This is a genomic window from Sulfurovum sp. TSL6 (assembly GCF_019972115.1).
In the GTDB taxonomy this organism is placed as follows: Bacteria; Campylobacterota; Campylobacteria; order Campylobacterales; family Sulfurovaceae; genus Sulfurovum.
Genome location: NZ_BPFJ01000002.1, coordinates 128,967 through 155,212, shown reverse-complemented (window position 1 = coordinate 155,212; position 26,246 = coordinate 128,967). Strand labels below are relative to the sequence as shown.

Sequence of the window (26,246 nt, the reverse complement as noted above, 5' to 3'; positions counted from 1 at the left end):
AACGCCTCGATTTAAATGGAAGGTAATTGAATAAAACCAATGCCTATGAGATTGTATAAGGATGATGTATGTTTAATATCGTACTGGTAGAACCAGAAATTCCTCAGAATACAGGGACAATAGGCCGTCTTTGTGTCAATTTGGGTGCAACACTGCATCTCATAAAACCCCTTGGGTTCGATATCGATGATAAAGCGGTGAAACGTGCTGGGCTTGACTATTGGCAGCATCTTGACTTAGTGGTTTGGGAGAGTTTTGAGGAGTATCTTAAAGTGCATCCTATCACCCAAAACAGCTATATGGCTACAACCAAAACGGATAAACTTTACTTCAACGCACCTTTTAAAAAAGGTGATCATATCCTTTTTGGTCCGGAGACCAGAGGGATAGATGAAAAAGTACTTCTTGAAAACCCTGAACAGTGTATTACTATACCAATGGGCGGTAAGGGTAGAAGCCTCAATCTTGGTGTAAGTGTAGGGGTGGTCATCTATGATGCATTGCGTCAAAATTATGAAGGGTTTGAAAAGATCACCATAGCCAATACCCTGGAGAAATAACATGTCGTTTGGAGATATCCTTTACATTATCGCTATGTTTTTATTTGTATTTATCACGTTTGGGATCGTGAAAAATTATTATAAGAGTAAATTTGATGATGAAGGAAGACGTATAGACATGCAAGATAAAGAGGAAGAGTAGGACTACTAACCCCCTCTTTACCAACACTTAGGTAAAATAATAGCCATTATTATTTCACTAGGAAACCCTAAATGACACAAGCATTACTTATCGAAATCGGTGTAGAAGAACTTCCTGCTATACCACTACTGAAAATTGTATCTAACATAGAGAAATCTTGGAAAAATATACTTGAAGAGTATAAGCTTTCTTGTGACTTTGAATTTGTCTATACGCCTAGAAGACTTGTGCTAAAACATGCAGATATAGCTGTAAAACAGGCAGACAGTACTGTAGAACTCTTTGGTCCTCCTATGCAAGCAGCGATCAAAGATGGTGAGCCTACGCAAGCAGCCCAAGGATTCGCCCGTAAATGTGGTGTTAGCTTTGATGCACTTGGTCGTGCAGAAAAGAACGGTAAAGAGGTACTCTATTTCAAAAAAGAAGAAAAAGGATCTGAAACGGTTTCTCTTCTTCAAGAGATGCTTGAAAAATGGATAGCTTCTATGTCATTTGGAAAGATGATGCGTTGGGGCTCAAGAACAGATGAATATATCAGACCTATACGCTGGTTACAGGTAAGAATGGGTGATGCTTCTGTACCTGTAGAACTTTTTGGTGTGGCTTCAGACACAAAAACCTATGTCCATCGTATGGTGACCTATGATGCGGTTGAAGTGCCTACTATAGATGCCTATGAAGGTATCTTGGATGAGTGTGCCGTGATGTTACACCCTGAAGAGAGAGAAGCGAAGATCTTAGCTGAATTTGATGCTTTGGAGTCGACGCACAATATCATCATCGAAAGAGACAGAGCACTTCTGGCTGAAGTTGTAGCGATCACAGAGAACCCTAAAGCACTGGTAGGCTCTTTTGATGAACTTTTCTTGGAACTCCCGCCTGAAGTGATCATCACTTCGATGAAAGAACATCAGCGTTATTTCCCTGTATTTGAACATGGGAAAATCGCAAATAAATTTGTGGTCGTTTCCAATGCCTATACAGATGATTACAGTAAAGTGATCGCAGGAAATGAACGTGTACTTAAACCACGTTTGGCTGATGGACTCTTCTTCTACAAAAATGACCTTAAAAATGGACTGAGTACAGATGGTCTTGAAAAAGTGCAGTTCATCGATGGTCTGGGGACACTTTCAGACAAGATCAAAAGAGAAAACAATATCGCCATCAGACTGCTTGCCCTTTATATGGACAGAGTAGAATCAAGCACTGGACAAAGTTCTGCAGTACTTGAAAAAGCAATGGATAAAGCAATAAACCTTGCTAAAGCAGATCTTATGAGTGAGATGGTGTACGAGTTTACAGAACTACAGGGACTTATGGGATATTATTATGCCAAGGCACTGGGCGAAGAAGAGCTTGTTTATAATGCTATCAAAGAGCAATATATGCCAGTAGGTGAAGGTGCTGAACTTCCAAGTTCTGTATTCTCCTCTATTGTAGCGATGAGTATTAAACTCGATACACTCTTTGGACTCTTTAGTGTGGGGAAAATTCCTACAGGTTCTAAAGATCCTTTCGCGTTACGTCGTGCAGTCAACGGTATCGCACGTATTGTGACAGCGTATGATCTGACTTTCAATATTGATGATATTATCGCGTTGCTAAAAGGTAATTACGATGAGTTCGATACAAATCTCTTAAGTGAATTCATGATAGAACGTATCAATAAGTCACTTGATGCCAATCCATCTGTTATAGCTTCTGTACTTGCTTCAGGTGAAAGAGATATCAATGAGATAGCTAAAAAGGTAGCTGCACTGAATGAGATCGTAAGCAGTGATGCATTTAAAGAACAATTCACTACCTTCAAACGTGTAGCAAATATCTCTAAAGATGTAGATCTTGAGTCAAGTATGAAGATAGATATCTCATTGTTTAAAGAAGATGCTGAAGTCACACTCTATAATGCGTATGAAAAAGTGGTCAACGCTACATACAGTGACTATAAAGAAGAACTTGAAGCACTTTTTGGGCTCAAACGTGAACTTGATGCTTATTTTGATGATGTTCTGGTAAACACTGAAGATGAAGCAGTAAAAATAAATAGACTTCATACGATAGGGTCTGTCTATAAAACGTTTAGAAATATTGCGGATATTAAAGAGATATCGGTTTAGATAGTATGTCTAAAGCCTATGATTGTATCATCATCGGTGCAGGTGTCGCAGGCGCTTCTACAGCGTATGCATTGACACAAAAAGGTCAAGATGTCTTAGTGTTAGACAAAAATGGCATTGCTTCTGGCGGCTCTGGGGCAGCAGGTGCCTTTGTTTCTCCCAAGATAGGTAAAGGGTCACCTCTTCAAACACTTACCAATACCTCTTTTTCTTTTGCCAAAGACTTTTATCTCTCTACTTGTCCTTCACTTTTTCATCAAACTGGCGTAATACGAATCCCCAAAGATGAAGCGGACGCTAAAAAGTTTACAGAGTATGAACCTTTTAATGAGAACAGGTATGCAAAATATAAAACTGAACAACTTCAAGCACAAGGTATAGCTGTTGAGTTTGACAGTTTTTTCTTTCCTGAAGCAGGGGTTTGTGATGCAAAAGAGATCTGTGAAGATTTACTATCAAATATTGAAGTCGTAAAGTATGAAGCAAAACAGATAACACAAAAAGATGGATTATGGTGTATAGGTGAGTACAGTGCAGAAAGCCTTGTATTAGCAACAGGATATGAGAGTGACCTAGCTGACTTGCGTTACATGGGCATCAAAGGTACATGGGGTACTAGAGGAGACTTTGCTTCCCAACTCTCATTAGATGTCAGTATGCACCAGTCTATGTCTGTGGGTGCCAACGTAGATGGGATTATCAAACTGGGTGCTACACATGAAAAAGAGGTGAAAGAACCTGTCCCTTGCCAAAAAGGACAAGCCTTACTTCTCAAAGAAAAAGCTTCTTCTCTCATCGATACTTCAGACCTGGAACTCAAAGAAGTATTTTGCGGTATGAGAGCAGGGTCTAAAGACTACTTTCCTTTGGTAGGGAAGGTAATAGATGTGCCTTTTATGTTAGAAACCTATCCTGCTGTGATACGTGGTGCCAAGCCTGAGATGAAGTATATAGATAACTTATTTGTGTGTAATGGTCTAGGGGGAAGAGGGTTTGTTTTTGCACCGCTTATGGCAAAGATTTTATCTGAATGTATCGTTGAAGAGAAAGAGGTAGATGTCAGAGTAGATCCTGACAGACTTTTTTTGAAATGGTGCCGTAAGAGTCCGGAGTTAGATGCTTTACGTTAAACCCCACTCTTCCCAATCAGGTTCTTCTGAAACATGAGGAAATCCATCTAATAACTCCTGGGGTTGGAACTTTGGTTTATAGGCAAAAGCTTTACATCCGTCTACCCAGTAGCCTAAGTAGATCCAAGGCAGTTCAAGTATATGGGCCAATTGTATCTGGTAGAGCAGTGAATAGGTTCCTAGTGACAGTTTGGCATAATCAGGGTCATAGTAAAAGTATATAGAACTGATACCGTCATCAAGTATATCGATGAGGTCTACACCGATGAGTTTACCATCTTTGATATAGAGTACTTCTTTCCCATAATCATGTGCACCATCTACAAAATTCTCATGGTACTCCCGATGTGAAATATTACGGTGCTGCCACTGATCTTTTTCATGCTTAAAAGAGTGGTATTTATTGTAAAGATGAATATGTGCGTCGGTAAGACTAGGCTTTTGTATAATGATCTGTGTGTCAGCATTCCGTTTAATAGCTTTTTTTTGTGATTTTGTGTAGTGATAGTTATTGACATCAATACGTACACTTTTACACTCATTACAGCCATTACAGATAGGGTGGAAGAAGTACTTTCCAAAACGTCTCCATCCTCTGGCTATGACTGCAGTTGCAAATTTTTTACTTGCATGAGAAACATACTTATAGTTCATACGTACCTTATTTCCAGGGATGTATGCACAATCGTAGTCCAGCATTGAAAAATCTGTTGATGGCGGGTTGAGTAGATCTAGTTCTTCATTCATAATCGCGATTATACTGAAAATATTGTAAAATTCACAAAAAAAGGCATGATTTGTTTCTTTATCAACCTACAAGTGGCTACTGTTATAACAGTGATTCAATCTTTTTGTATGACTTTATCTCTTCGTTTAAGCCCAAAGGTAAACTATTGGATGTAGGGTGCGGTGTAGGGATCATCTCACTTTTATTGACCCGGGATTTTAACATACAGACGAGCATTATAGACAAACAGGAAAAGATGCTTGACTATGCAAAACACAATTATGCACTCAATAACCTTGAAGCGCAAAGTCACCTGGGAGATTTTACCGAATGGACGACAGATGAGAAGTTTGACTATATCATCTCAAACCCGCCTTTTTATGACTCAAATGTTCAACAAAGTGAAAACACGCATTTGAACATTGCAAGATATGCACATCATTTACCTATAGAGGATTTTATAGCTAAAGTCAAAAAACTGTTGAAGCCCAGAGGGTATTTTATCTTCTGTTATGATGCGAAGCAGGTGGACCTGTTATTGTATCATTTAACTTCCTATGGTATAACTGTTGAAACAATGCAGTTTGTACACTCTAAAATAGATAGGGAGTCCAAACTGGTGATGATCGCAGCGCGTATGGGATCAAAATCCATGACCAAGATACTTCCTCCATTTGTCGTCTTTGATGAGAAGAGTGTCTATAGAGAACAAGCGATGAAAGCATTTGAACGTGCAAATACCAATAGTATAAAAGGTGATTTTTGATCATGGAATTCATGACACACGAACAGTACAATTTTAAATTTGACCCTAATGCATGTGAAGCCTGTGGCGGGCACTGTTGTACGGGAGAGAGCGGTTATATCTGGGCTAAATATACTGAAATAGAGAAAATGGCAGAGTTCGTTAACCTTAGCATAGAAGATTTTGCTACAATGTATTTAAGAAAAGTGAAGCATCGCTATTCTTTGATAGAGAAGAAACTTGCAGCAGATAACTATGCCTGTGTATTTTTTGATGAATCGATGAAACGTTGTTCCATTTACCCTGTACGGCCTTTACAATGTCGTACATTCCCATTTTGGGAACAGTTTAAAAATGATGAAGAAGAGGTACGTAAAGAGTGTCCTGGTATCGTATAGCATTATCCTTATTGATGGTATTTATCTTTAGCACTGTGATGAGCTCTGCCAAAGAGATCATGAAGATAAGTGAAGATGAACTCATCATGAGAGGACTTTTATATGATGAATATAAAGCTTATGAAAACAGTTATCAAGTCTATAAAAGACTATATGATGATACTGGAGCAGAGATCTATCTCTTTAAAGAAGCCAGTTCCGCATTGATGAGCAGAAATCACATATTAGAGAGTATCACACGTTTAAAAAGATGGGACAAGGTAAATCCGGACAGAATTGAAGTGAGACGTCTTCTCATTCCTCTTTATCTCACTATCAGACAAGTGAAAAATGCCACTATTGAAGCAGAACACTTGCTTGAACAGTCAACAGAACCTATGGATTTGGATCTGGCATCAAATTCATTTTTATATGCCGGAAAATTTAAAAGAGCATTAGACCTTCTAAGCAGGGTATATGAAACCGTACCTAGAGAAGAGATATTACTTCGTATGACTGATATTATGGATGAGTTTACCGGTGAACGTAAAAAGGCTATACAGTTACTTGAAACGCATCGTCGTATGAATATAGTGAGCCACGATGTCTATGCGAAATTGCTTTTGCTTTACCAAAAAGAAAAAGATATTAACGGTATTTTAGAGACCTATAAAGCATTGTATCAGCAAGACAATGACCCACAGTATTTGACAAAGATCATAGATGCCTATATGTACAAAAGAGATCTTGACGGTGCGATTGTTTTCTTAGAAGCAGATCAAAGTCGAAATGATATACTCTATGAACTCTATAAGGCAAAAAAATATTTTTCTAAAGCATTGGCTCTTGTCGATAAACTCTATGAGGAAGATAAAAATTCAAAATGGATAGCAGAGAAGGCTGTACTCCTTTTTGAAAACTCAGAAGATAAAAATGACAAAAAAATGATACAAGATGTGATCTCTCATTTTGAAAAAGCTATTGCATTAGGAAATGATGACAGTATTTACCTCAATTATTATGGCTATACACTGATAGATAAAGAGGTCAATGTTAAAAAAGGTATCAGTGTGATAGAGAATGCATTGATCCAGCAACCTGATAATATCTATTATTTAGACTCTTTGGCATGGGGATACTATAAACAGCGTAAGTGTGATAAAGCCTATAAATTGATGAAAAGAGTAGTCGATGAAGAGGGATTGGAAGAAGAAGAAATTATAGAACATTGGGATACTATCAGACAGTGTAAATAATTTCGGGCTTCTTTTAGATATAATACGCGAAATTTATAGAAATATGGAAAGTGATATATGGCTCAGATATTAGATGAAATCATTAAAAAAACAAAATCAGATCTAGAAAAAAGAAAAGTAGATTACCCTCTGGAGTGGTTAGGACGTTCTCTATCATTTAACCCATTTATCCCTAAAGATGTACAGAGCGCTTTACGTTCAACTGAAGAAAATCCTTACCGAATCATTGCAGAAGTGAAGAAAGCGAGTCCCAGTAAAGGGATCATACGTGAAGACTTTGACCCTGTAGAAATAGCGCAAGCCTATGAAAAAGGTGGGGCAGATTCACTTTCTATACTGACTGAACCACACTTTTTTAAAGGGGACAAAGAGTATTTAGGGATGGTACGTCGTTATGTAAATATACCGCTCCTTAGAAAAGATTTTATTGTGGATAAATATCAGGTACTTGAAGCATTGGCATTTGGTGCAGATTATATTTTGCTTATCGCTATGGCACTAAGTCGTAAAGAGCTAAAAGAGTTGCATGATTATGCACGGCATTTAGGTCTGGATGTACTGGTAGAAGTACATAACAAAACAGATCTGGTAAAAGCTATTTTCGCTGGAGCAGATATCATCGGCATTAATCACCGTAACCTTGAGACATTTGAGATGGACATGAGTTTGAGTGAAAAACTTATACCGCTTATTCCAAATGGTAAGATCATTGTGGCTGAATCAGGTATCAATGACCATGAGACAGTGGTAGAACTTTCCAAGATAGGTGCAGATGCATTTTTGGTAGGTGAACATTTTATGAGACAGGATGATATTACTGCAGCTATTAAAGCTTTGAAGTATGGAAATTGATTTTTTAAAGTATTCTCCCTAATTACCTAATACTTTGAATTAAGATGTTGTTCTTCTCTTCATTTTTTTAGAAAAAACGAAGCAAAAAAGCGTCGACCTTCTCGAATCGCTTTGCTTTCAAGGGCGTTCAGGTCGACATTATTGAATATATAAATGTGTTTTATTAGCTTAGTAGTTTTTTTACTACTTGGTTGATACGTCCGCCGTCTGCTCGGCTTCCTATGGCAGCTTTGGCGCCACCCATGACTTTACCCATATCTTTCATACTTTCGGCACCTACAGAAGCAATCACTTCTTTAAGTACAGACTCCAACTCTGCATCGTCCATCGGTTCTGGAAGATAGGCTTTGACTATGGCTATCTCTGCATCTTCTTTTTCTACAAGGTCATTACGTCCCGCCTCTGCAAATTGCGCTTTGGCATCTTCTCTTTGTTTTAAATACTTCATTAAAACAGTTTCAACATCAGCATCTGTCACCTCTCTACGTTCATCTACTTCTATCTGTTTAATAGATGCCTGTATATTTCTAAGTGTATCTCTTTTGACTATCTCTTTTGCGCGCATTGCGTCCTTGATATCATTTTTTATTTGTGCATTTAAACTCATAAGTGTCCTTCGTTCTAGATTTAAAGTGATTATACTATAATCCCTCTATGATAATCACAATAGAAGATAAACAATTCGACACAGCCAAGATCACGCAACTTTACCCTGCAGCAGTCGTAAAGACAGGACATGAAGATGAAACAACACAAGTGAGTCTTGAATGGTTGGATATTGAGGCAAAAGGTAAGGTCGAAGTCGTAGGATTTGGTATTTTTGTCAATCTCGGAGAAGAGGAAAAACATTCTTTTATTTTTGATACAAAAGAAGAGATGGATGAAGCTGCCGGGCGTATCGCCGCACAGCTACAGACATCATAGCTTATTCTTTTTCTTTAAAATTCAACGATGCAGAATTGATACAGTACCGCTTATAGGTAGGTGCCGGACCATCAGGGAATACATGTCCCAAATGACAACCGCATGCACCACAGCGTACTTCTACACGAACCATACCGTGACTGGCATCTTCAATCTCTTCTATATCGTCTTCGTTAATGGGTTGAAAGTAACTTGGCCAGCCTGTACCTGAATCAAATTTTGCTTCTGAAGAAAAGAGTGGTGTCCCACAGCATTTACAGGTGTAAATACCTTCTTTTTTTGAGTCCCAAAATTCGTTTTGGAAGGGTGCTTCTGTACCGTGGTTTAAGCATACATTATATTCTAACGGTGTTAACTCTTTTTGTAATTTATCTTTATCTAATTCTATTCTATAAGCCATAATAATCCTTTGGTAATTTTTTACTATCATAGCAGATTTTCTTTGGCTTTAAGTTAGATTATCTTATCATTCGATAACTATATTGGAGAATCTATGACAACATTTCAACTATTACTTCTTATTGTCGCTGGAGGAGTATTTTATCTTTTTTTTAAACAACTTTTTTCAGGAAATCATCCCAAAAGAGGGGTGGATTTTGAAGCGAAAGTAGCAGATGATCAAATAGGTGGTATCAACCGTCCCGATAAAACATTTTCTACACCTGAAGTACAGCCTACACGTATGGAACAACTGTTAAAAATGACAGATGAAGCAGTGGCACAAGATGATTTCGAAGAGGCAAAAAAAGCATTGGGTTCGGCACTGATCATTGATGAAAATCATACTGAAGTCCTTCAGAAAATGGGTTATGTCTGTATGCAGACAGGTGAATATGAAGAAGCAAAAGAGAGTTTTGAAAAACTTTTATTGCTCGATGAGTCAGATGACATGGCACATGTGTCACTTGCCAATGTGCTACATAAACTTGGGGATGAAGAGGGTGCAGAAAAACACCATGAACGTGCTATTGCATTGGACCCTGAGTATGCACCTCACCACTTTAACTATGCAAACACTTTATATGACCTGGGACGAAAAAAAGAAGCACTTCTTGGCTATACCAAAGCATATGAGTTAGATAATACATTGGAAGAAGCGGAAAAAATGATGAAAGAACTAGGGAGTGATAATGAGTAGTCCATGTTTTGTAACACAGGAAGCAACAGAAGAGATACTTTTACGGGTAACCAATGTATGTGCGGAGTGTTATGATGATATTAAAGAGGGTGATATGATCCATTATGATATGCAGAACTATCGTTATTTGTGTCAACGATGTCAAGAAGAGCTCTGTGAAAAAATGAATGATGAGTGTGAGATTGTCGAAGAAGAGTCAGCAGGACTCTTTGGGTAAAATAAGACTAGGCTATCTGTGCCTTTCCTTCTTGTATCTTTTCTTGAGCTTCCTCTGTTTTTTCTTCATAAGTAGACATAGTACCGACCATTTTGCTACCTTCAGCTGTTTTGATCGTTTTGACTGAGACTTCGCCCTCTACTGAACCCGTACGGTTTATCTCTAGCAGTTCTGATGCGACAACATTCCCTTTCACTGATCCGCTAACAGTAATTTTTTTGCTTTCAAGTTTTTCAACTGTGAGTTTAGCATTTGACTGGATTTCAATCGATTTGAGTCCAATGACATGACCCGTAACGGTGCCATCAAGTATCATGGTATCTGCTTGAATTTGTTTGGAAATTTCACCTGTTTCCATGACTTCAAGTGTTTCACAGATGATACTGCCTTCAAGTTTACCGTTAATGATCGCATTTTTTGCTTTCACTTCTCCCTGTACAATACCAGATGTTCCGATCACAAGTGTGTTACTCACAATGATGTCTCCCACCACTTTACCATCTATATGTACCGTATCACTGCCATGTAAATTTCCTGTGACTTCCATACAGGAAGTGATAATGGTTGCTGAAGTGATCTTGTCATGTGTTTTTGGATTCTTTTTGCTTTTGAGCAATGCCATACTATTCCTTTATTGTTGTGTAGAAAGTGTTATGATATCTTGGGTCTGCTTCTGGATGCTTTTCCAGTCAACTTGAACTATTTTATCGCTTATGTCGTTAATATTCTCTAAATTCCATTGTATAAAGCTCTTTGGATTGAGCCATTTATCCAAATATCGGATTTCATAGTGTAGATGGGGGCCGGTACTTCGACCCGTACTCCCTACATAGGCAATAAGATCTCCTTTACTGACAAAATCGCCGCTCTTGACGGCAAATTTACTAAGATGTCCATATGCAGTTTTGAACCCGAAAGAGTGGTCAAGGAGCAAGAGGTTCCCATAGGCACCTTTACGTTTAGCTAAGATAACCACACCGCTGGCAGGTGCATAGACGGGAGTACCTTTCTTTGCTTTCAAGTCAAGTGCAGGGTGAAAAGACTGTTTTTTTGTGACAGGATGGGTACGGTATCCGTATTTACTTGAGATACGGGCATAGCTTACAGGCTTTCCGTTAGGGATACTGTTAAGTATGAGAGCCTCCTGGATGGATGATATATGTTCTTGTTCAACCTCTTCTTTGATTGCCTGAACAACCTTTTCACGTGCATTTTCCACTCTGTCTTGAAAACTGGCATTCAGATCCGGTCCATACCCGATCATCTCTTCGACCTCTTCCAGTTTTTCATTGACTGAGACGAGTTTGTCGCTATTCTCCTGGATCTGATGTGTCAGTCGCACATTCTGTTTTTCGAGAATATCATTTTTGTGTTTATAGGTTTCACTTGTCTCTTCAAGTTTTACAATTTCATTTTGAAATGCGAGTTTTTGCTTATTGAGTTGAGAGACTCGGTTGTTAAGAAAATGGATATAAAGATATGTGGCAAACGCAATGCTGATCAGAAGAAGAATCGCTCCAGCTATAACCTTTTTGATGATTTCATGGACACTGTACTGTTTTGATGCATGAACATCACTGATCGTTATGATAAGCCTATTTTTCATCTCTTTCCTTAATATATTTGATTGCATTAATATAGCTTAGGGCGTTAAGTCTCACACCTTTATAAGCGATATCAAAAGCAGTCCCGTGATCTACGGAGGTTCTCAGTATGGGTAAGTTTAACGATACATTGATCCCTTCATCAAAATACAGTGCTTTGAGAGGGGCTAAGCCCTGGTCATGGTACATGGCTATGTAGTGTGTATAGTTCGCACGTACTCTGGGTGTAAATGCAACATCCGGCACCAGTGGAGCGCTGAATATCTTAGAGCCTATTTCTCTGTGGGCATTGTCTATAGCTTTTTGTATGATGTACTCTTCATTACCCAGTACCCCATCATCTCCGGCATGAGGATTCAATCCTAGAACTGCTACCTGTGTGTCAGGTTTGGCTGTCTGGTAAAAGTCTATGAGAAACCTTGTCAAGTCTTTTTCGTTGATACTTCCAGCTACTTCTTTCAGTGGTATATGTTCGGTGAAAAGAGCGATATACATTTTAGGTGAGCCTAACATCATTATAGCTTCTGCATCGAAAAAATCTCTCAAAGCATCGGTATGACCTTTATACGCTACACCCGCTAACTCCCATGCCTTTTTGTGAATGGGCAGGGTAGTGATAGCATCGACCTTTTTATTGCGTGCGAGTTCAACTGCCTTGAGAAATGAAGCATAAGCATAGCCTCCACTCTCTTTACTGACTACTCCAGCGTCTATTTCAAAGTCTGATGCTATATTTTCTATGGTGTTTAAATCCGTAGGTATGGGTAGGTTTAATTTTTGGGCTGCTTGTTCCAGCATGCTTCTGTCTATGCAGTAAACAGTTTCTACCTCTTTAGAGATGATGTCATGATTCTCAAGGATAAGTTGGATCCCAATACCGTTGAGATCACCGACAGATATGGCTACTTTTTTTCTTGACATGTTATCTTATCAGCATAGATTTCATATCTATGATAGCCTGTTCGAGCCCGGTATAGACAGAACGAGCGATAATGCTTTGTCCGATATTCAGCTCTTCTATGGTTTCTATCTCGGCGATGTCTTTGACATTTTGCATATTAAGGCCATGTCCTGCTGCCACATGTAATCCCAGCTCCATTGCATCACAAGAGAGCAGACGGAGGTTGCAGAGTTCATCCTTGAGCATTTGTTTGAGTATCTTACGTGAAAGTTCAAGCTCTGGTATGCTGTGGTGGGTTTTCGAGAGGTTTGTATAGAGCATCGCGTAAATGTTCGCATATTTTCCTGTATGAAACTCTATCCACTCGACACCTAGGTCAAGTGATGCATTCACAGCATCTAAAGTAGGATCAATGAACAGTGAGACCTCTATCTCTTCCTTTTGTAGTCTTTTTATTGCTTCTTTGAGTTTAGGTTGGTCTCCTGTGACAGCAAGACCACCCTCAGTCGTAACCTCTTCACGTTTTTCAGGTACGAGGGTTACACGATGGGGTCTAAGGTTACAAGCGATATCTATCATTTCAGAAGAGATAGCACACTCTAGGTTAACGGGCAGTGAAGAGAGTGCTATAATATTTTTAGCATCCATATCTTGCATGTGTCTTCGGTCTTCACGAAGATGGATCGTGATCTGGTCGGCTCCTGCACGTTTACAGATGCTCAGTGCATCGATCGGATCAGGATCAGCTACTTTTCTTGCTTCTCTTAGTACTGCAATATGGTCAATATTTACGCCCAATAACATGTTTAATTTCCTTGAATAATATGAGTTTGATTATAGCAAAAGTTTTTAAGATAGGATTTGTATAATCATCCTAATAAGACGCTTGGAGCAAAAATGTCAGAAAAGAAGCCATTACCTGTGAACGAATATAGATACATAAAACATAATATTGGCAATGGTAAGCCTACCATTTTAGCTTTTGGTATGTCACACTGTTATAGCTGTTTGGCGATGTCCAAAATTTTTGCTGAAGTATTAGAGGTGCATCCGGAGTTTCAAATTTATTCCATAGACGGTCAAAAAGAACGTATAGTCAGTCGTGATATTTATAAACTCAAAGAGATGCCCACACAGATATTTTTTGATGCGTCCGGGAAAGAAGTGTTTCGTCATACTGGAGCCTATAAGAAAGCGGTCTTGAAGATCATTTTGAAGAAATATGGGTTTGATGATTAAAAAAAAGCATTTAGTGTTATACGATGGTTAAAAATTAATCATCTTATAAAAAATATAAGTATTCCTTTGGGATAAAATAGTTTTTAATAAGCTAATGAAAATCAGTCATAGCAATCATATGGACAAGGAATACGAAATGACACATAAAGAGACATATCTTCATCATTTACATCAAGCAAGAGTAGAACATACCAGATGGGTAGGTATGATAAAATTATTATCGGCTGGGTTATTGGATACACATAAACAAGAAGACATTGAATTAAATATGTCCGACATTGATTTCGGAAAGTGGCTGGAGCAAGAGGCAATGCTATTTAGAGATAACACATGTGTTGATACTTTATATGAAATTGAAGCATTATGGAAAAGCATACATAATAATTTTATGCAGATTTATGAAGTATGCGTATCAAAGAATAAAAGCAGTCTATTTGGCAGAAAGAAACCATTAAGTGATGGTGCCATTCAAATATCTGCCGTACATTACCAAGAGATCATTACTTTAAGTGATAAATTAAAGCAAAAACTTAGACTTCTTGAAAAACAGTTAAATGCAAAAGGCGAGGATGAATTTGAAACATATGGCAACTATTTAATTGCTAAAGAGCATGAAGTGAATTTAAAAATTGCTGAAAAAAGTAAAAAAGAAAAGTCTAAAAATGTTGTGAGTGGTGCAAGAGGAGCCTATGTATCTGAATAGAATGTGTTAAAATAATAGTAAATATAAAACCATCCGTAACTAAATTTACGCTAAAATTGCAACAATATTATTTAAAGGCTTATAGCATGGCAAAAAGAAAGATTAAAAAAGCGGTACTGGCTTACTCTGGTGGGCTTGATACAAGTATTATTTTAAAATGGCTTCAAGACGAGTATGAGTGTGAAGTGGTTACTTTCACGGCTGACCTTGGGCAGGGTGAAGAGGTAGAACCTGCACGTCAGAAAGCATTGGATATGGGGATCAAAGAAGAAAATATTTTCATCTTGGATCTGAGAGAAGAGTTTGTAAAAGACTTTGTTTTTCCTATGTTCAGAGCCAATGCTATTTATGAGGGGGAGTATCTTTTAGGGACGTCTATTGCACGTCCACTCATCTCTAAAAAGCAGATAGAGATCGCACATAAAACAGGTGCGGACGCAGTAAGTCACGGTGCAACAGGTAAGGGAAATGACCAGGTACGTTTTGAACTTGGTTACCTTGCACTTGACCCAGATATCGCAGTTATCGCACCATGGAGAGAGTGGGACTTGAACTCACGTACGAAGCTTTTGAAGTATGCAGCAGATCATGGTATTGATATAGATGGAAAAGGAAAGCCAAAACCTTACTCTATGGATGCGAACTTGCTTCACATCTCTTATGAGGGTGAACATTTGGAAAATCCATATGCTGAACCTGAAGAGGATATGTGGTTATGGTCTGTGAGTCCGGAAAAAGCACCAGATGAACCAGAATATATCACGATCAGCTATAAAAATGGTGACCCTGTAGCGATCAACCGTGAAGAGATGAGCCCTGCAACCATTTTAAAAACGTTGAATGACTATGGTAATAAACATGGTATCGGTCGTATCGATATCGTAGAGAACCGTTATGTAGGTATGAAAGCACGTGGTTGTTACGAGACACCGGGTGGAACTATCATGCTTAAAGCACACAGGGCTATCGAATCTATCACACTTGACAGAGAAGAAGCACATATGAAAGATGAGCTTATGCCTAAGTATGCCAAACTCATCTACCAAGGTTTCTGGTGGTCAGCGGAGCGTAAGATGCTTCAGGCTGCTATTGATGCAACACAAGAACATGTTCAAGGGGATGTAAAGTTGAAACTTTACAAAGGAAATGTGACTGTAGTAGGTAGAAGATCTGATATCTCTCTCTATTCTGAAGAACACTCTACCTTTGAAGAAGATGAAGTATATAACCAAAAAGATGCAGAAGGGTTTATCCGTCTGAATGCACTTAGATTCATCATTGAAGGTAAAAAACAGCCTGAGCGTATCGCTTCAATGATAAAAAATGATGAAGTAGAGGAAGTAGAAGAGTGTCGTATAGAGACAGGTTCATTTACTATCTGTCAAAGAATCAAAAGATTTTTCGGATTTGGTAAGAAAGAAGAATCAAAAGAAGAGTATATTAAAAAGAACTAGTCATGTTTGACTGGTTGCTTTTTACTGCAATAATGCCTCCATCTCCTTCAAGACTTTTGAAGGGGTGAACTTCAACAACTTCTCTTTAGAAAAGAGATAGGGTATGAACTCCAATAAAATATAGAGCATTCCCATCAGCGGATAAAAAGCAATATATTCCATCTTGAATGTTTTAAAATCATAACGGGATACAAACCACGCTTTGGCACTTTCACTCCCATTATAAAACAAAAGTACTTCCATCGCGAAGATAGAACCCCACAGAAAATAGGTGACAGCCGTTATAAGCAAAGCACCCAATACCCCATACATGGCGATCACTGCAGCAAGAAAGAGACTCAAAAAGAGTGCAAAAGAGTGAAATCCCAGTGTTGCAAAGATCACCACCACAGCAAAGATGAAAAGCAAGCTTCCAAAAAGTATAAAAAGTTCTAAGTATGTTTTTTGTTCCGCGAATGAGGGACTAAAATAGGCAGCCAGTAAAGTAATTGTAAAGATGGCAATCACGGTTAATACAAGAGAACGGTATTCGTTCACGAAAGGCTCCTTTCTACCTTGTCACTCTTAGGATACCTATCCTTAGAGTGACAGAAGATCATTATACTATTTCATAGAGTTTGATCAGACTCTGAACATCTGCTTTTCGTCCAAGCCACTCTTCGTAGAGCTCAGACATTTCAATCGCACCACCGCTTGCAAGGATATACTCTTTATACCCTTTTGCACGTTCTTTGTTAAATCCTGATTCATTATCCAAACAAGAGAAAAAAGCATCTGCAGAGAGTACTTCAGCCCATTTATAACTGTAGTACCCTGCAGCATAGCCACCGGCAAAGATATGTGCAAATCCATGTTGAAATTTGTTATAACTCGGCGGTGTAAGCAAAGACGTTTTTTCTCTGATGCCATCGAGCAATGTCTGCACTTCTTCACCTTGGTAAAGGTCTTGATGCAGAACAAAATCAAACAGAGAAAATTCTACCTGACGCAGGATACCAAGGGCTGCCTGGAAGTTTTTGGTCTCTTTTATTTTTGCCATCAGCTCCTCTGAGATAGGCTCACCTGTTTCATAGTGAAAACCAAAACGTTTTAAGATCGCTGCTTCATAAGCAAAGTTCTCCAAAAACTGTGAAGGAAACTCTACCACATCCCATGCCACACCGTTAATACCTGAGACCGAACGCTCTTTACATTTTCCAAAGAGGTGATGGATAGCATGTCCCATTTCATGAAAGAGGGTTACGACATCGTCATGTCTTAGCAGTGATGGTGTCTTGGGTGTCGTTGGCGAGAAGTTACATACGATGAAAGCTGAGGGAAGGTGTAATTCTCCTTTAGCATCCACATAGTGTGTCTCCCAGTCATTCATCCATGCCCCTCCGCGTTTTTCTTTACGCGCTTCAAGATCAAAGTAGATACGTCCGGAGAGTTTGCCTTCTTCGAAGATGTCAAAAGGTTTCACACATGCGTGCCAGGTCGGTACGTCTGCAGGTTCAAAGGTGACCCCAAACAGTTCTGAGACTATGTACAATAGTCCTTCTAAAACCTTCTCTTGTTCAAAGTAAGGTTTGGTCATCGTATCATCAAAGTCAAACTTTTCTTTTTTCAGTTTTTCTGAATAGTACCCTACATCATACCCTGCTAAGTCTTCTATGCCATCTGTTTTACGTGCAAATGTTTTAAGTTCAGCCAGTTCATTTTTGGCTTGAGGCAAGGCAGCATCAGCCAATTCATTTAAGAATGTGATGACATCATCTTCATGACTTGCATCACGTGTCTCTAGGGCATACTGCGCATAAGAGCTAAAGCCCAACAGTTGTGATTTTTCATGTTTGAGTGCCAGGATCTGGTCTATCACTTCTGCATTTTCAGGCGCTCTGGTGGCATAGGCTTTAGAGAGTTCTTTTCTATATGTACGGTTAGGCCCGTAAGTCATGTAGGCCAGATAACTAGGAATCTGAAGTGTAAATTTATAAACGGTTTTTCCATCGATCTCCTCTTTGGCTGCATCGATATCAGACTGAGGCATGCCCTCAACATCTTTTTCATCTTCGATGATGAGTTCATAGGCATTGGTCGCATCAAGAAGGTTTTGTGAAAATTGGTTAGAAAGTTCAGAGAGTTTGAGGTTGATCTCTTCCATACGTTTTTTCTTGTCTTCGGGGAGATTGACCCCAGAGAGTACAAAGCCTCTGACTTCATGTTCTAGAACTTTTTGCGCTTCCTTGGAATCTGCTTTGATCGTTTCAATCTTTTTAAACAGGGCTTCATTTTGTGCCATTTCAGAACTGAACTTAGAAAGTAGAGGGATAGACTCTTCATAGGCTTTTTGTGTTTCCTCTGAGTTCATCACTGAGTTAAGATGAGCAAGCGGGGTAAAGAAAAGCCCTAATTCTTCATCTAGGTCCTGCAAGGGTTTAAGGACTTTTTCATAATTGCTCTCAGCATTTACAGTGATATCCTTGATACTCTCTCTTTGCTGGTTTAAAAGCGTGTCTAAATCTTTGGGAAATTGTTCTAAATTGTTTATTTTGAATTCTTGAAACATAGGGTATGGGTCCATTATTTTATTTTTTCGATTGTAACATATTTTATAAAAGGAGATATTAATTTTGAGGGGATGATTGAAAATTGTATTATTTTGATTTTTTGAATGGCTTAATTAAAAGTAAAAGTTTTGGTAAAAGTATCATATCTGACGTGAGTGCAGCGACCATCACCACCATTGTAAGCAGACCAAAATAAATGGTCGGGATCAAATTTGACAATGTCAGAATGGAAAAACCTATCACGATGACAAGTGTGGTAAAGTACAAAGCATTCCCAATGCTGTTGCTTGTTCGATGCATCGTAAAATAGTATAAATTGTCTTTTTCAAATTCAACTTTAAATCGGTGAATATAATGTATCGTGTCATCAATACCTATACCCATAGCTATGGCAGCGATGGTAATCGTCATAATATCCAGAGGAATGTGTAACCAGCCCATAAATCCAAAGACCAGAGCTATAGGAACAATATTGACGATCAACGCAATAAATGTGAGTTTCAGGGACCTGAACAGTAGAAGGAACATGAGGAAAACGATGAGCAATACAAGACCGATCATTGTGATCTGTGAATGGAACAGGGATTGCAGCATATTATTGTAAAGAACCATGAGATTTGAGAGCTGTACCGTGGCGACATCAGGATCTATGATTTGTGTGAGGTCACTTTTGATCTTTTTCAGTAATGCGTCCCTTCGTAAAGATTCACTAGAATCTACGATACGTGTAGAAAACCTTAGCTGGTTATGTTCAATATCGACGTAAGGGGTCAGTATCACATCTCTATATTTTTGAGGGAGTTTTTTATAGATCAAAGCGAGATCTATACTGTCTAGATCTTTGTTTTCATTGAGTACTTTTCCTGTATCAAGAAGTGTGGCAAAAGACTGTACCTCACCTACCTGTTCTAGCTGTGTTAAATAGTTATGGACTTTTTTGATGATCTTGATCTTTTCATCCGTGAACCAGTATTGGTCTTGGTTCTCTACAAGACTGAATTCATCTTCGAAGGAATCTGCCTCTTCATCCGTATCTTCTTGTGTCGCATCGGTAGGTGAGTAGGTACTGTTCTCATCCGATAGCGTGAGTATGACATCTAAGGGAGTGGTCCCTCCTAGCTCCTGGTCTATAATCTTCATACCTTTATAGATATCCGTATCTTTTTTGAAGTAGTTGATAAAACTGTTTTCTACAATAAGCTGTGAAGCCCCTGTGATACTAAATACAATAGAAAGGAAGGTGATGATATAGATCGCTTTTTTATCATGTAATACAATTCTGGCAGTAAGAGAGGGTATAAAGGCCATAGATCTCTTACGCTTGATAGGAGGTCTTTTTTTTAGTAACATCAGTACAGCAGGAAAAACAATAAATGCAATAAAAAGTGACATGGAGATCCCTGCACTCATCATCCAACCCAGATTAATGACAGGATAGATATGAGAATAGAGCAGTGAAGAAAACCCTGCGATCGTAGTGATAATAGCAAAGAAAGTAGGTGTGGCTTTTGTAATCATCGTAACTAAAATAAGTCTTTTGGATGAAGCATGAGGGTAAAGTGTCAACAGTTCTTCATACCTTACAATAAGATGTAAAACGATAGAAATGGTAATAATGAGCTGCAAGGCAATAAAGTTTGAAGAGATAACAGTGATCTCCCATCCAAAATATCCCAGACTGCTGGTGATAGCAATGACGGACAGAGCACAGATAAGAATAGGCAGCATCACCCATCTTGCTCTTTTGAAAACAAAACCCAAAACAAGGATAATAAGGAGTATCAGGGTACTTCCATAAATAAGCAGATCATTTTTGATAAATCCAACAATATCGTTGGAGATCATTTGAACACCACCTAAAAAAAATGTGGCATCATTTTGGTACTTTGAGATCAGAGAGCGAATTTCTTTAATATTCTGATTGTCAAGAATACGCTGTTCATCCCTGTGTTCTTTAAATGCGATAGAGACTTCATCCAGTGTCTGTTCCTCTTTCTTGGTAAGAGAAGCGTTCCTTTGTTTATCAAGTAAACGGTTTCTCTTTTCTAAAAGTGTGAAATATTCGGGATCCTGATATAAATGGATGATGATCGAAGATATCGTAAAATCTTTATTGACAAGGCTGTCTTTATAAAGAGGACTGGTCAAAAACTCATGTTTCACCATGGATAGATTGATGTCAGGACTCTTTAGGGTCCTGGTTTCATTGATCAGGTCATCCATATCTCGGATAGGTGAAAAAAACAGAGGTACATTAATAAGTGAATCCACAGATTCAACACTAGGTAATTGTTTTAGATCTTCAGAGATACGTGTTAATGTTTGCAGGCTTTCTGGAGAGAGTAGATTCTGTTTGGGTTTATAGGCAATAATAAGGAGATCATTGGTTTGAAATCTTTTTGCTACAGTTCTGGAAAATGCCAAGTCTTTATCATCATTTAAAAGAAGCGTTTCTGCAGAAGCATCTATCTCCAGTTTCAGGACATTAATGCCAAAAATGAGTATGCTGCTGATAAGGATGATCAAAACCGATAAGGGATATTTAAGTATCAGTTTTTGATAAAGTGTAGTTAGCATCGATTATCTTTTTATCATATATAAAGGCCTTTGTCTACAGAATGACTTAGAGTGATTCTATAAGCTGTTTGACCGTTTTTGTTTTCAAAAATTCTGAAAACTGTTTTCTATAGGTTTGAATAATGCTCACACCAACCAATTCCACATCATAAATATACCACTGATTATTTTGTTTTTTCTTGTAAAACAGATAGATAACTTTATAGGTATCGTCAAGACCTATAACCAGTGTTTCCAAGGTAATGCGATTTGTTTTGACTTTTTTCAAGTTTTTAATGATCACTTTTTCATTGTTGTACAGTCTTAGTTTATCTAGGTATGAATGTTTTATCTTTTGCTCAAAAGCTTTGGAAAATTGTGTTTTTTCATTTTTCGTAAGGGTTTTCCATCTTTTGCCCAAGCTTATTTGTGACATGATACTGTAGTCAAAGACATCGTCTATAATACGAACATTTTTTTGATCTTTTTGTTTTTGGGACAATGTCTTGTTTTTTAAAATATCTAAAACCTGTCTCACTTTGCTATCCATCACTTTTTGGATATTTCGCTCTTCTACTGCATAAAGAGAGATGACAGACAGAAACAAGAATATAATGACTTTTTTTAACATATTTTTACCTTATTTGATTTATTCCGCTATATCAGCATTTCTTTTTTGTTCATAGATATCTCTAAAAAATGGATAGAGATCCACAGCATCCTCTCTAAGATTTTCATATTCTCCTAAATGTAGAGATGTTTTGTTGATCGTATGAACAGAATAAATACCGATAGTTTGACCAAGATTGTTAGGTATTTTATAATTTTCTAATCCTCTTACATTCACAAGTGGAGAGAGATAGGCATCTGCCGTGATTCCCACGATATCTCTTATATTGGATGGTCCGATGAATGGTAAAACGACATGGAAGCCAGATCCTATACCATAGTACCCCAAGGTTTGACCGAAGTCTTCATCATGTGCAGGTATCGGTGTTGTCATCTGGTTTGTTGCAACATCGATAAGCCCGGCTAGTCCCACGGTAGAGTTTATAATAAATCTTCCCAGTTCATCCGAAGAATTTTGGAACTTTCCTTGCAAGAGGTTGTTGGCAAAACGAATAGGAAATTGTATGTTATCCACAGCATTGGATAGCCCTAAACGTAAAGGTTGAGGCACTATCGTTGCATAGGCTTCAGAAATAGGGTTCAATGCATAGAGTGTAAACGTATCATTGAAAGAAGTCATCCATCTATTATAACCACTTAATGGGTCACTGGCAGTATTTGTCTCCTGCTCTGAAAACTCCTCTTCAAATTCTTCATTAAACTCTTCTTCAAATTCTTCTGTTTGATTCTCTTTTTTTTGGTCATCAGTAGTATTTATTGTGAGAGGATCTGATGTCATTGCATCAGTTTTAATATGTGTGTGATTGAACTCTGGGTTCGCTTCTTTTGTCGTACATCCTTGAAATGTAAAAAGTATGATAGCGAGAAAGATGTAGAAAAACTTCATCGGAAGATCCCCCTTTGACATATTTTATATACTATATATCATACTATCATCACACTAAAGCTATACTTTAAAGAATGAGATGTATATTACTTTTAACAGATGTCTAGTAAAAGTTTGTTAAAATTATAAGTACATATGGCATAAGAAGGAATAAGTAAATGAAAGTATTATTGATCAAAGATGTTAAGGCACTTGGTAAAGCAGGTGAAATTAAAGAAGTAAAAGATGGATACGGACAGAATTTTCTTATAGGAAAGGGTTTGGCAAAACTGGCTACACCTGAAGTAGTAGAAAATTGGAAAGCCGAACAAGAAGAGATGGCAAGAAACCTTAGAGATGAGTTGGCTAGACTTGAAGCTGAAAAGATAACACTTGAAGCCGCAACCATTAAAGTAGAAAAACCTTTGGCACCTGTGGGTATCAAAGGTTCAGTGGGTAATGCAGATATATCCCAAGCCATAGAAAAACAATACAATATAGAACTCGATAAAAAACAGATCAATCTTAAAAAAGCACTTAAGTCTACAGGGATGCACGAAGTAGATGCTAAACTGGGACATGGTATACATGCGACACTTAAAGTAGAAGTAGTAGGTGTATAGTCATGTTTGATGCAACTACGATACTGGGTTATAAACGTGACGGAAAGGCAGTAATAGGCGGTGATGGCCAAGTGACGTTTGGGGATACGGTACTCAAAGGAAATGCAACAAAGATACGTACACTGCATGAAGGAAAAATATTGGCAGGATTTGCCGGAAGTACGGCAGATGCATTTAACCTGTTTGATATGTTCGAAGGAATACTGGCTGAAAAGAGAGGCGATCTTTTTAAGTCGGTCATAGGTTTTTCCAAAATGTGGAGAAAAGATAAACATTTGCGTCAGCTTGAAGCGATGATGATCGTACTGAACCAGGAGCATATCTTTATACTTTCTGGTACTGGGGATGTTGTAGAACCAGAAGATGGAAAAATAGCAGCGATAGGATCTGGTGGTAATTATGCCATCTCAGCAGCGCGTGCTTTGGACAAACATACAGATCTTGATCCAAGAGCATTGGTACAAGAGTCACTTGAAGTTGCCGGTGAACTTTGTATCTATACAAATAAAAACATTAAAATATTAGAATTGTAAGGAAGTGTAGTGGATAATTTAACACCTAAAGAAATAGTCACTTACCTTGATAAATATGTCATAGGACAGAATGAAGCAAAAAAGACGATTGCTGTAGCACTTAGAAACCGTTATAGACGTATGCAGCTCAGTCCAGAGATGCAGCAGGATGTCACACCAAAAAATATATTGATGATAGGTAGTACAGGCGTTGGTAAAACAGAGATCGCCAGACGTTTGGCAAAAATGATGAACCTTCCATTCATCAAAGTTGAAGCCAGTAAATATACTGAAGTAGGATTTGTCGGACGAGATGTCGAGTCGATGATACGTGATCTGGCAGCAACCTCTTTGAGCCTGGTACGTGAGAGTGAAAATGAGAAAAATAAAGAGAAGATAGAAAATTACATTGAAAATAAGATCATAGAAAAACTGCTTCCTCCACTTCCTGCAGGGGCCAGTGAACAAAAAAAAGCAGAGTATGATGCCTCTTTTGCCCGTATGCAGGAGAAATATGCCAAAGGTGAACTGGATCATCTAAAAATTAAGGTTGAAGTACCAAACAAGCCTGCAATGCCAGAAGAGGGACTCCCCCCACAGATGATACAGGTACAAGAGTCTATTGTAAAAGTCTTAGGCGGTATGGGTAAGAAAGGTCCTGAGAAAGAGGTTAGCGTTAAAGATGCTAAGAAGATATTAGAGTCTGAAGCAAGTGAGAAACTTCTTGATGAAGAGGATCTTAAATCTCTTGCACTTGAAAAGGTAGAAAAGGGCGGTATTGTATTTCTCGATGAGATAGATAAAGTAGCTGTAGCTTCCAACTCGCAAAGTAGACAAGACCCTAGTAAAGAGGGTGTGCAAAGAGATCTGCTCCCTATTGTGGAAGGTTCAGCTGTGAATACAAAGTTGGGTATGGTCAATACAGACCATATTTTATTTATTGCTGCAGGTGCATTTCATGTGAGTAAACCCAGTGATCTTATGCCAGAACTTCAAGGACGATTTCCTCTCCGTGTGGAACTTAACAGCTTAGATGAAGAGACTTTATATCGTATCCTGACTGAACCAAAAAACGCACTCATTAAACAGTATGAAGCATTGATGAAGGTTGAAGGTGTGGAATTGATCTTTGATGAGGAAGCACTTAGAGCTATTGCACACTATTCACTGCTTGCAAATGAAAAGACTGAAGATATAGGTGCTAGACGTTTACATACAGTGATGGAAAAGATATTGGAAGAGATCAGTTTCTCTGCAGATGAACACAAGGGTGAAACGATCCATGTCGATAAAGTATTGGTGGAAGAGAAGATAAGCAAAGTGGTTGAAGATGAAGATGCAACCCGTTATATATTATAGATAAATAGGATTTAATTAGAGCAAAGCTCCAATTATGATGATGGCACAATGTCTTGCTTAAGCATTCTACTGCGATGATTTTAGAAGTAGGCGTAAGTAACGGGTCACTTAAAAGGAAAAAGAAATGTTTGATCATGAAAATGAAGAAGTAGATACAAAAGCGGGGTTTGTTGCAGTAGTGGGAAGACCTAATGCAGGAAAAAGCACATTACTCAATCATATAGTCGGTGAAAAGCTTGCCATGGTTTCAAAGAAAGCACAAGCAACACGTAAACGTATGAATATTATTGTCATGCACGGGGATGCCCAGATCATTTTTGTGGATACACCAGGTATTCATGAAAAAGAAAGACTATTGAATCAATTCATGTTAGATGAAGCACTTAAAGCTATGGGAGACAGTGATCTTATTATTTTCCTTGCACCTGTTACGGACAAGCTTACAGAATATGAAAAGTTTTTAAAACTTGCTCAAGCCAAAGGTGTAAAGCACATGGTTGTTCTTACTAAGATCGATCATGTAAAGCAGGGTGATATCTTGGCCAAGTTGGGAGAGTATCAGAAATATCAAGAATATTTTGAAGCGATCATTCCTTTTTCTGTCAATAAGAAAGTAGGTAAAAAACAACTGCTTGATGAGATATGTAAGCATTTACCAAGCTCTCCTTTCCTATATGACCCTGAGATCCTAACTACAGAACATATACGGGATATCTATAAAGAACTTATTCGTGAGTCTATTTTTGAGAACCTAAGTGATGAAATACCTTATGAGAGTGATGTCACTATAGAAAAGATAGAAGAGGGTGACACAATGGATAAAGTATATGCAACTATCGTGGTTGAAAAAGAGACACAAAAAGGTATGATCGTAGGTCAAAAAGGTGTAGGGATCAAGCGTGTAGGAAAACTTGCACGTGAACAGATGGAACTGTTTTCTGGTAAAAAAATATTTTTAGATCTTCATGTATCTGTTAAAAAAGGGTGGAGTAAAAATAAAGATGGTTTAGAAGAGTTTGGCTATATCATTTAAAATCTAATGTGAATTTGAGAAAGAATCATT

The 26,246-nt window shown here is 38.1% G+C and carries 30 protein-coding genes; 18 read left to right on the top strand and 12 right to left on the bottom strand.

The genetic code is table 11. The features are described 5' to 3' along the window. The first annotated feature begins 68 nt into the window (after positions 1-68). From LDM93_RS05715 to LDM93_RS05700, 4 genes are all read left to right on the top strand, one after another. On the top strand, positions 69-560 hold the full coding sequence (locus LDM93_RS05715) for a tRNA (cytidine(34)-2'-O)-methyltransferase (protein WP_223891210.1): 492 nt from the start codon (positions 69-71) through the stop codon (positions 558-560). A gap of 1 nt (position 561) precedes the next feature. Continuing rightward, positions 562-702: a hypothetical protein gene (locus LDM93_RS05710; RefSeq protein WP_223891209.1), complete on the top strand. Its 141-nt coding sequence runs from the start codon at positions 562-564 to the stop codon at positions 700-702. Between the two features lie 71 nt (positions 703-773). Next, positions 774-2,822, top strand: a complete 2,049-nt coding sequence (glyS, locus tag LDM93_RS05705; protein ID WP_223891208.1) for a glycine--tRNA ligase subunit beta — start codon at positions 774-776, stop codon at positions 2,820-2,822. A gap of 5 nt (positions 2,823-2,827) precedes the next feature. Further along, on the top strand, positions 2,828-3,952 hold the full coding sequence (locus LDM93_RS05700) for an FAD-binding oxidoreductase (protein WP_223891207.1): 1,125 nt from the start codon (positions 2,828-2,830) through the stop codon (positions 3,950-3,952). Here the strand turns inward: LDM93_RS05700 and LDM93_RS05695 are convergent. Beyond that, a complete protein-coding gene (locus LDM93_RS05695) occupies positions 3,944-4,699 on the bottom strand; it encodes an arginyltransferase (RefSeq protein WP_223891206.1) in 756 nt (251 codons plus the stop codon). The genes LDM93_RS05700 and LDM93_RS05695 overlap by 9 nt on opposite strands. A gap of 50 nt (positions 4,700-4,749) precedes the next feature. On the opposite strand from LDM93_RS05695, the gene LDM93_RS05690 reads away from it, so the two are divergent. From LDM93_RS05690 to trpC, 4 genes are read left to right on the top strand one after another with little or no spacing between them, the layout of a single operon-like run. Further along, positions 4,750-5,445: a tRNA1(Val) (adenine(37)-N6)-methyltransferase gene (locus LDM93_RS05690; protein ID WP_223891205.1), complete on the top strand. Its 696-nt coding sequence runs from the start codon at positions 4,750-4,752 to the stop codon at positions 5,443-5,445. Between the two features lie 2 nt (positions 5,446-5,447). Next, entirely contained in the window at positions 5,448-5,822 is a 375-nt protein-coding gene (locus LDM93_RS05685; RefSeq protein ID WP_223891204.1) for a YkgJ family cysteine cluster protein, read from the top strand. 14 nt (positions 5,823-5,836) lie between these two features. Further along, a complete protein-coding gene (locus tag LDM93_RS05680; RefSeq protein ID WP_223891202.1) occupies positions 5,837-7,057 on the top strand; it encodes a lipopolysaccharide assembly protein LapB in 1,221 nt (406 codons plus the stop codon). A gap of 57 nt (positions 7,058-7,114) precedes the next feature. Beyond that, positions 7,115-7,909 (top strand): indole-3-glycerol phosphate synthase TrpC, encoded by a 795-nt coding sequence (gene trpC / locus LDM93_RS05675; RefSeq protein WP_223891201.1) that lies wholly within the window; start codon positions 7,115-7,117, stop codon positions 7,907-7,909. Positions 7,910-8,072: 163 nt separating this feature from the next. Here trpC and LDM93_RS05670 read toward each other — a convergent pair whose 3' ends face one another. Further along, the gene (locus tag LDM93_RS05670) at positions 8,073-8,516 is read right to left on the bottom strand and encodes a GatB/YqeY domain-containing protein (RefSeq protein ID WP_223891200.1); all 444 of its coding nucleotides are present in this window, start codon (positions 8,514-8,516) and stop codon (positions 8,073-8,075) included. Between the two features lie 47 nt (positions 8,517-8,563). Here LDM93_RS05670 and LDM93_RS05665 point away from each other — a divergent pair, with 47 nt between their 5' ends. Further along, positions 8,564-8,833, top strand: coding sequence for a phosphomannomutase (locus LDM93_RS05665; protein ID WP_223891199.1), 270 nt, complete (start codon positions 8,564-8,566; stop codon positions 8,831-8,833). Position 8,834: 1 nt separating this feature from the next. On the opposite strand, the gene msrB is transcribed toward LDM93_RS05665, so the two are convergent. Then, positions 8,835-9,233 carry a peptide-methionine (R)-S-oxide reductase MsrB gene (gene msrB, locus LDM93_RS05660; protein WP_223891198.1) on the bottom strand — a complete coding sequence of 133 codons (399 nt, stop codon included), beginning with the start codon at positions 9,231-9,233 and terminating at the stop codon, positions 8,835-8,837. A gap of 93 nt (positions 9,234-9,326) precedes the next feature. Between msrB and LDM93_RS05655 the strand changes: the two genes are divergently transcribed. Next, the gene (locus LDM93_RS05655; protein ID WP_223891197.1) at positions 9,327-9,971 is read left to right on the top strand and encodes a tetratricopeptide repeat protein; all 645 of its coding nucleotides are present in this window, start codon (positions 9,327-9,329) and stop codon (positions 9,969-9,971) included. Continuing rightward, positions 9,964-10,188 carry a hypothetical protein gene (locus LDM93_RS05650; RefSeq protein WP_223891196.1) on the top strand — a complete coding sequence of 75 codons (225 nt, stop codon included), beginning with the start codon at positions 9,964-9,966 and terminating at the stop codon, positions 10,186-10,188. Before LDM93_RS05655 ends, LDM93_RS05650 begins: the two co-directional genes overlap by 8 nt. Positions 10,189-10,195: 7 nt before the next feature. Here LDM93_RS05650 and LDM93_RS05645 read toward each other — a convergent pair whose 3' ends face one another. The 4 genes from LDM93_RS05645 to LDM93_RS05630 are packed head-to-tail and all read right to left on the bottom strand — an operon-like array spanning position 10,196 to position 13,497. Beyond that, positions 10,196-10,810, bottom strand: a complete 615-nt coding sequence (locus LDM93_RS05645) for a polymer-forming cytoskeletal protein (RefSeq protein WP_223891195.1) — start codon at positions 10,808-10,810, stop codon at positions 10,196-10,198. A gap of 9 nt (positions 10,811-10,819) precedes the next feature. Next, on the bottom strand, positions 10,820-11,794 hold the full coding sequence (locus LDM93_RS05640; protein WP_223891194.1) for a M23 family metallopeptidase: 975 nt from the start codon (positions 11,792-11,794) through the stop codon (positions 10,820-10,822). Further along, positions 11,784-12,713 carry a 4-hydroxythreonine-4-phosphate dehydrogenase gene (pdxA, locus tag LDM93_RS05635; RefSeq protein ID WP_223891193.1) on the bottom strand — a complete coding sequence of 310 codons (930 nt, stop codon included), beginning with the start codon at positions 12,711-12,713 and terminating at the stop codon, positions 11,784-11,786. The genes LDM93_RS05640 and pdxA overlap by 11 nt, the downstream gene beginning before the upstream one ends. A 1-nt stretch (position 12,714) precedes the next feature. Then, on the bottom strand, positions 12,715-13,497 hold the full coding sequence (locus LDM93_RS05630; RefSeq protein WP_223891192.1) for a pyridoxine 5'-phosphate synthase: 783 nt from the start codon (positions 13,495-13,497) through the stop codon (positions 12,715-12,717). Positions 13,498-13,590: 93 nt separating this feature from the next. On the opposite strand from LDM93_RS05630, the gene LDM93_RS05625 reads away from it, so the two are divergent. The 3 genes from LDM93_RS05625 (at position 13,591) to LDM93_RS05615 (ending at position 16,089) form a co-directional block, all read left to right on the top strand. After that, the gene (locus LDM93_RS05625) at positions 13,591-13,932 is read left to right on the top strand and encodes a thioredoxin family protein (protein WP_223891191.1); all 342 of its coding nucleotides are present in this window, start codon (positions 13,591-13,593) and stop codon (positions 13,930-13,932) included. Positions 13,933-14,068: 136 nt separating this feature from the next. Next, positions 14,069-14,635, top strand: coding sequence for a hypothetical protein (locus LDM93_RS05620; RefSeq protein WP_223891189.1), 567 nt, complete (start codon positions 14,069-14,071; stop codon positions 14,633-14,635). 86 nt (positions 14,636-14,721) lie between these two features. After that, complete coding sequence (locus LDM93_RS05615; protein ID WP_223891188.1) at positions 14,722-16,089, top strand: argininosuccinate synthase; 1,368 nt, start codon at positions 14,722-14,724, stop codon at positions 16,087-16,089. Positions 16,090-16,110: 21 nt separating this feature from the next. Here LDM93_RS05615 and LDM93_RS05610 read toward each other — a convergent pair whose 3' ends face one another. From LDM93_RS05610 to LDM93_RS05590, 5 genes are all read right to left on the bottom strand, one after another. Next, on the bottom strand, positions 16,111-16,626 hold the full coding sequence (locus LDM93_RS05610; RefSeq protein ID WP_223891187.1) for a hypothetical protein: 516 nt from the start codon (positions 16,624-16,626) through the stop codon (positions 16,111-16,113). Between the two features lie 61 nt (positions 16,627-16,687). Next, on the bottom strand, positions 16,688-18,637 hold the full coding sequence (locus LDM93_RS05605) for a M3 family metallopeptidase (RefSeq protein ID WP_223891186.1): 1,950 nt from the start codon (positions 18,635-18,637) through the stop codon (positions 16,688-16,690). An 88-nt stretch (positions 18,638-18,725) separates the two neighbouring features. Continuing rightward, positions 18,726-21,215: an RND family transporter gene (locus tag LDM93_RS05600; protein ID WP_223891185.1), complete on the bottom strand. Its 2,490-nt coding sequence runs from the start codon at positions 21,213-21,215 to the stop codon at positions 18,726-18,728. Between the two features lie 46 nt (positions 21,216-21,261). Beyond that, positions 21,262-21,825 (bottom strand): phospholipid-binding protein MlaC, encoded by a 564-nt coding sequence (locus tag LDM93_RS05595; protein WP_223891184.1) that lies wholly within the window; start codon positions 21,823-21,825, stop codon positions 21,262-21,264. Positions 21,826-21,843: 18 nt separating this feature from the next. Beyond that, a complete protein-coding gene (locus LDM93_RS05590) occupies positions 21,844-22,710 on the bottom strand; it encodes a VacJ family lipoprotein (RefSeq protein WP_223891183.1) in 867 nt (288 codons plus the stop codon). Between the two features lie 158 nt (positions 22,711-22,868). Here LDM93_RS05590 and rplI point away from each other — a divergent pair, with 158 nt between their 5' ends. The 4 genes from rplI to era all read left to right on the top strand — a co-directional run bounded on the left by rplI (position 22,869) and on the right by era (position 26,216). Then, entirely contained in the window at positions 22,869-23,312 is a 444-nt protein-coding gene (rplI, locus tag LDM93_RS05585) for a 50S ribosomal protein L9 (RefSeq protein WP_223891182.1), read from the top strand. A gap of 2 nt (positions 23,313-23,314) precedes the next feature. Further along, on the top strand, positions 23,315-23,845 hold the full coding sequence (hslV, locus tag LDM93_RS05580) for an ATP-dependent protease subunit HslV (protein WP_223891181.1): 531 nt from the start codon (positions 23,315-23,317) through the stop codon (positions 23,843-23,845). Between the two features lie 9 nt (positions 23,846-23,854). Next, entirely contained in the window at positions 23,855-25,183 is a 1,329-nt protein-coding gene (hslU, locus tag LDM93_RS05575) for an HslU--HslV peptidase ATPase subunit (protein WP_223891179.1), read from the top strand. Between the two features lie 124 nt (positions 25,184-25,307). After that, positions 25,308-26,216 carry a GTPase Era gene (gene era / locus LDM93_RS05570; protein WP_223891178.1) on the top strand — a complete coding sequence of 303 codons (909 nt, stop codon included), beginning with the start codon at positions 25,308-25,310 and terminating at the stop codon, positions 26,214-26,216. The last annotated feature ends 30 nt before the right edge of the window (positions 26,217-26,246 follow it).

What these genes read in the sequence shown, in the direction of transcription:
- LDM93_RS05685 (WP_223891204.1), top strand. Translation starts at nt 5,448, where the DNA reads ATGGAATTCATGACACACGAACAGTACAATTTTAAATTTGACCCTAAT.
- LDM93_RS05600 (WP_223891185.1), bottom strand. Translation starts at nt 21,215, where the DNA reads ATGCTAACTACACTTTATCAAAAACTGATACTTAAATATCCCTTATCG.
- LDM93_RS05620 (WP_223891189.1), top strand. Translation starts at nt 14,069, where the DNA reads ATGACACATAAAGAGACATATCTTCATCATTTACATCAAGCAAGAGTA.
- LDM93_RS05630 (WP_223891192.1), bottom strand. Translation starts at nt 13,497, where the DNA reads ATGTTATTGGGCGTAAATATTGACCATATTGCAGTACTAAGAGAAGCA.
- LDM93_RS05710 (WP_223891209.1), top strand. Translation starts at nt 562, where the DNA reads ATGTCGTTTGGAGATATCCTTTACATTATCGCTATGTTTTTATTTGTA.
- trpC (WP_223891201.1), top strand. Translation starts at nt 7,115, where the DNA reads ATGGCTCAGATATTAGATGAAATCATTAAAAAAACAAAATCAGATCTA.
- msrB (WP_223891198.1), bottom strand. Translation starts at nt 9,233, where the DNA reads ATGGCTTATAGAATAGAATTAGATAAAGATAAATTACAAAAAGAGTTA.
- LDM93_RS05695 (WP_223891206.1), bottom strand. Translation starts at nt 4,699, where the DNA reads ATGAATGAAGAACTAGATCTACTCAACCCGCCATCAACAGATTTTTCA.
- LDM93_RS05655 (WP_223891197.1), top strand. Translation starts at nt 9,327, where the DNA reads ATGACAACATTTCAACTATTACTTCTTATTGTCGCTGGAGGAGTATTT.
- LDM93_RS05595 (WP_223891184.1), bottom strand. Translation starts at nt 21,825, where the DNA reads ATGTTAAAAAAAGTCATTATATTCTTGTTTCTGTCTGTCATCTCTCTT.
- LDM93_RS05700 (WP_223891207.1), top strand. Translation starts at nt 2,828, where the DNA reads ATGTCTAAAGCCTATGATTGTATCATCATCGGTGCAGGTGTCGCAGGC.
- LDM93_RS05640 (WP_223891194.1), bottom strand. Translation starts at nt 11,794, where the DNA reads ATGAAAAATAGGCTTATCATAACGATCAGTGATGTTCATGCATCAAAA.
- glyS (WP_223891208.1), top strand. Translation starts at nt 774, where the DNA reads ATGACACAAGCATTACTTATCGAAATCGGTGTAGAAGAACTTCCTGCT.
- LDM93_RS05670 (WP_223891200.1), bottom strand. Translation starts at nt 8,516, where the DNA reads ATGAGTTTAAATGCACAAATAAAAAATGATATCAAGGACGCAATGCGC.
- LDM93_RS05680 (WP_223891202.1), top strand. Translation starts at nt 5,837, where the DNA reads ATGGTATTTATCTTTAGCACTGTGATGAGCTCTGCCAAAGAGATCATG.
- LDM93_RS05625 (WP_223891191.1), top strand. Translation starts at nt 13,591, where the DNA reads ATGTCAGAAAAGAAGCCATTACCTGTGAACGAATATAGATACATAAAA.
- era (WP_223891178.1), top strand. Translation starts at nt 25,308, where the DNA reads ATGTTTGATCATGAAAATGAAGAAGTAGATACAAAAGCGGGGTTTGTT.
- LDM93_RS05665 (WP_223891199.1), top strand. Translation starts at nt 8,564, where the DNA reads ATGATAATCACAATAGAAGATAAACAATTCGACACAGCCAAGATCACG.
- rplI (WP_223891182.1), top strand. Translation starts at nt 22,869, where the DNA reads ATGAAAGTATTATTGATCAAAGATGTTAAGGCACTTGGTAAAGCAGGT.
- LDM93_RS05590 (WP_223891183.1), bottom strand. Translation starts at nt 22,710, where the DNA reads ATGAAGTTTTTCTACATCTTTCTCGCTATCATACTTTTTACATTTCAA.
- hslV (WP_223891181.1), top strand. Translation starts at nt 23,315, where the DNA reads ATGTTTGATGCAACTACGATACTGGGTTATAAACGTGACGGAAAGGCA.
- LDM93_RS05715 (WP_223891210.1), top strand. Translation starts at nt 69, where the DNA reads ATGTTTAATATCGTACTGGTAGAACCAGAAATTCCTCAGAATACAGGG.
- LDM93_RS05605 (WP_223891186.1), bottom strand. Translation starts at nt 18,637, where the DNA reads ATGTTTCAAGAATTCAAAATAAACAATTTAGAACAATTTCCCAAAGAT.
- LDM93_RS05650 (WP_223891196.1), top strand. Translation starts at nt 9,964, where the DNA reads ATGAGTAGTCCATGTTTTGTAACACAGGAAGCAACAGAAGAGATACTT.
- LDM93_RS05645 (WP_223891195.1), bottom strand. Translation starts at nt 10,810, where the DNA reads ATGGCATTGCTCAAAAGCAAAAAGAATCCAAAAACACATGACAAGATC.
- pdxA (WP_223891193.1), bottom strand. Translation starts at nt 12,713, where the DNA reads ATGTCAAGAAAAAAAGTAGCCATATCTGTCGGTGATCTCAACGGTATT.
- LDM93_RS05615 (WP_223891188.1), top strand. Translation starts at nt 14,722, where the DNA reads ATGGCAAAAAGAAAGATTAAAAAAGCGGTACTGGCTTACTCTGGTGGG.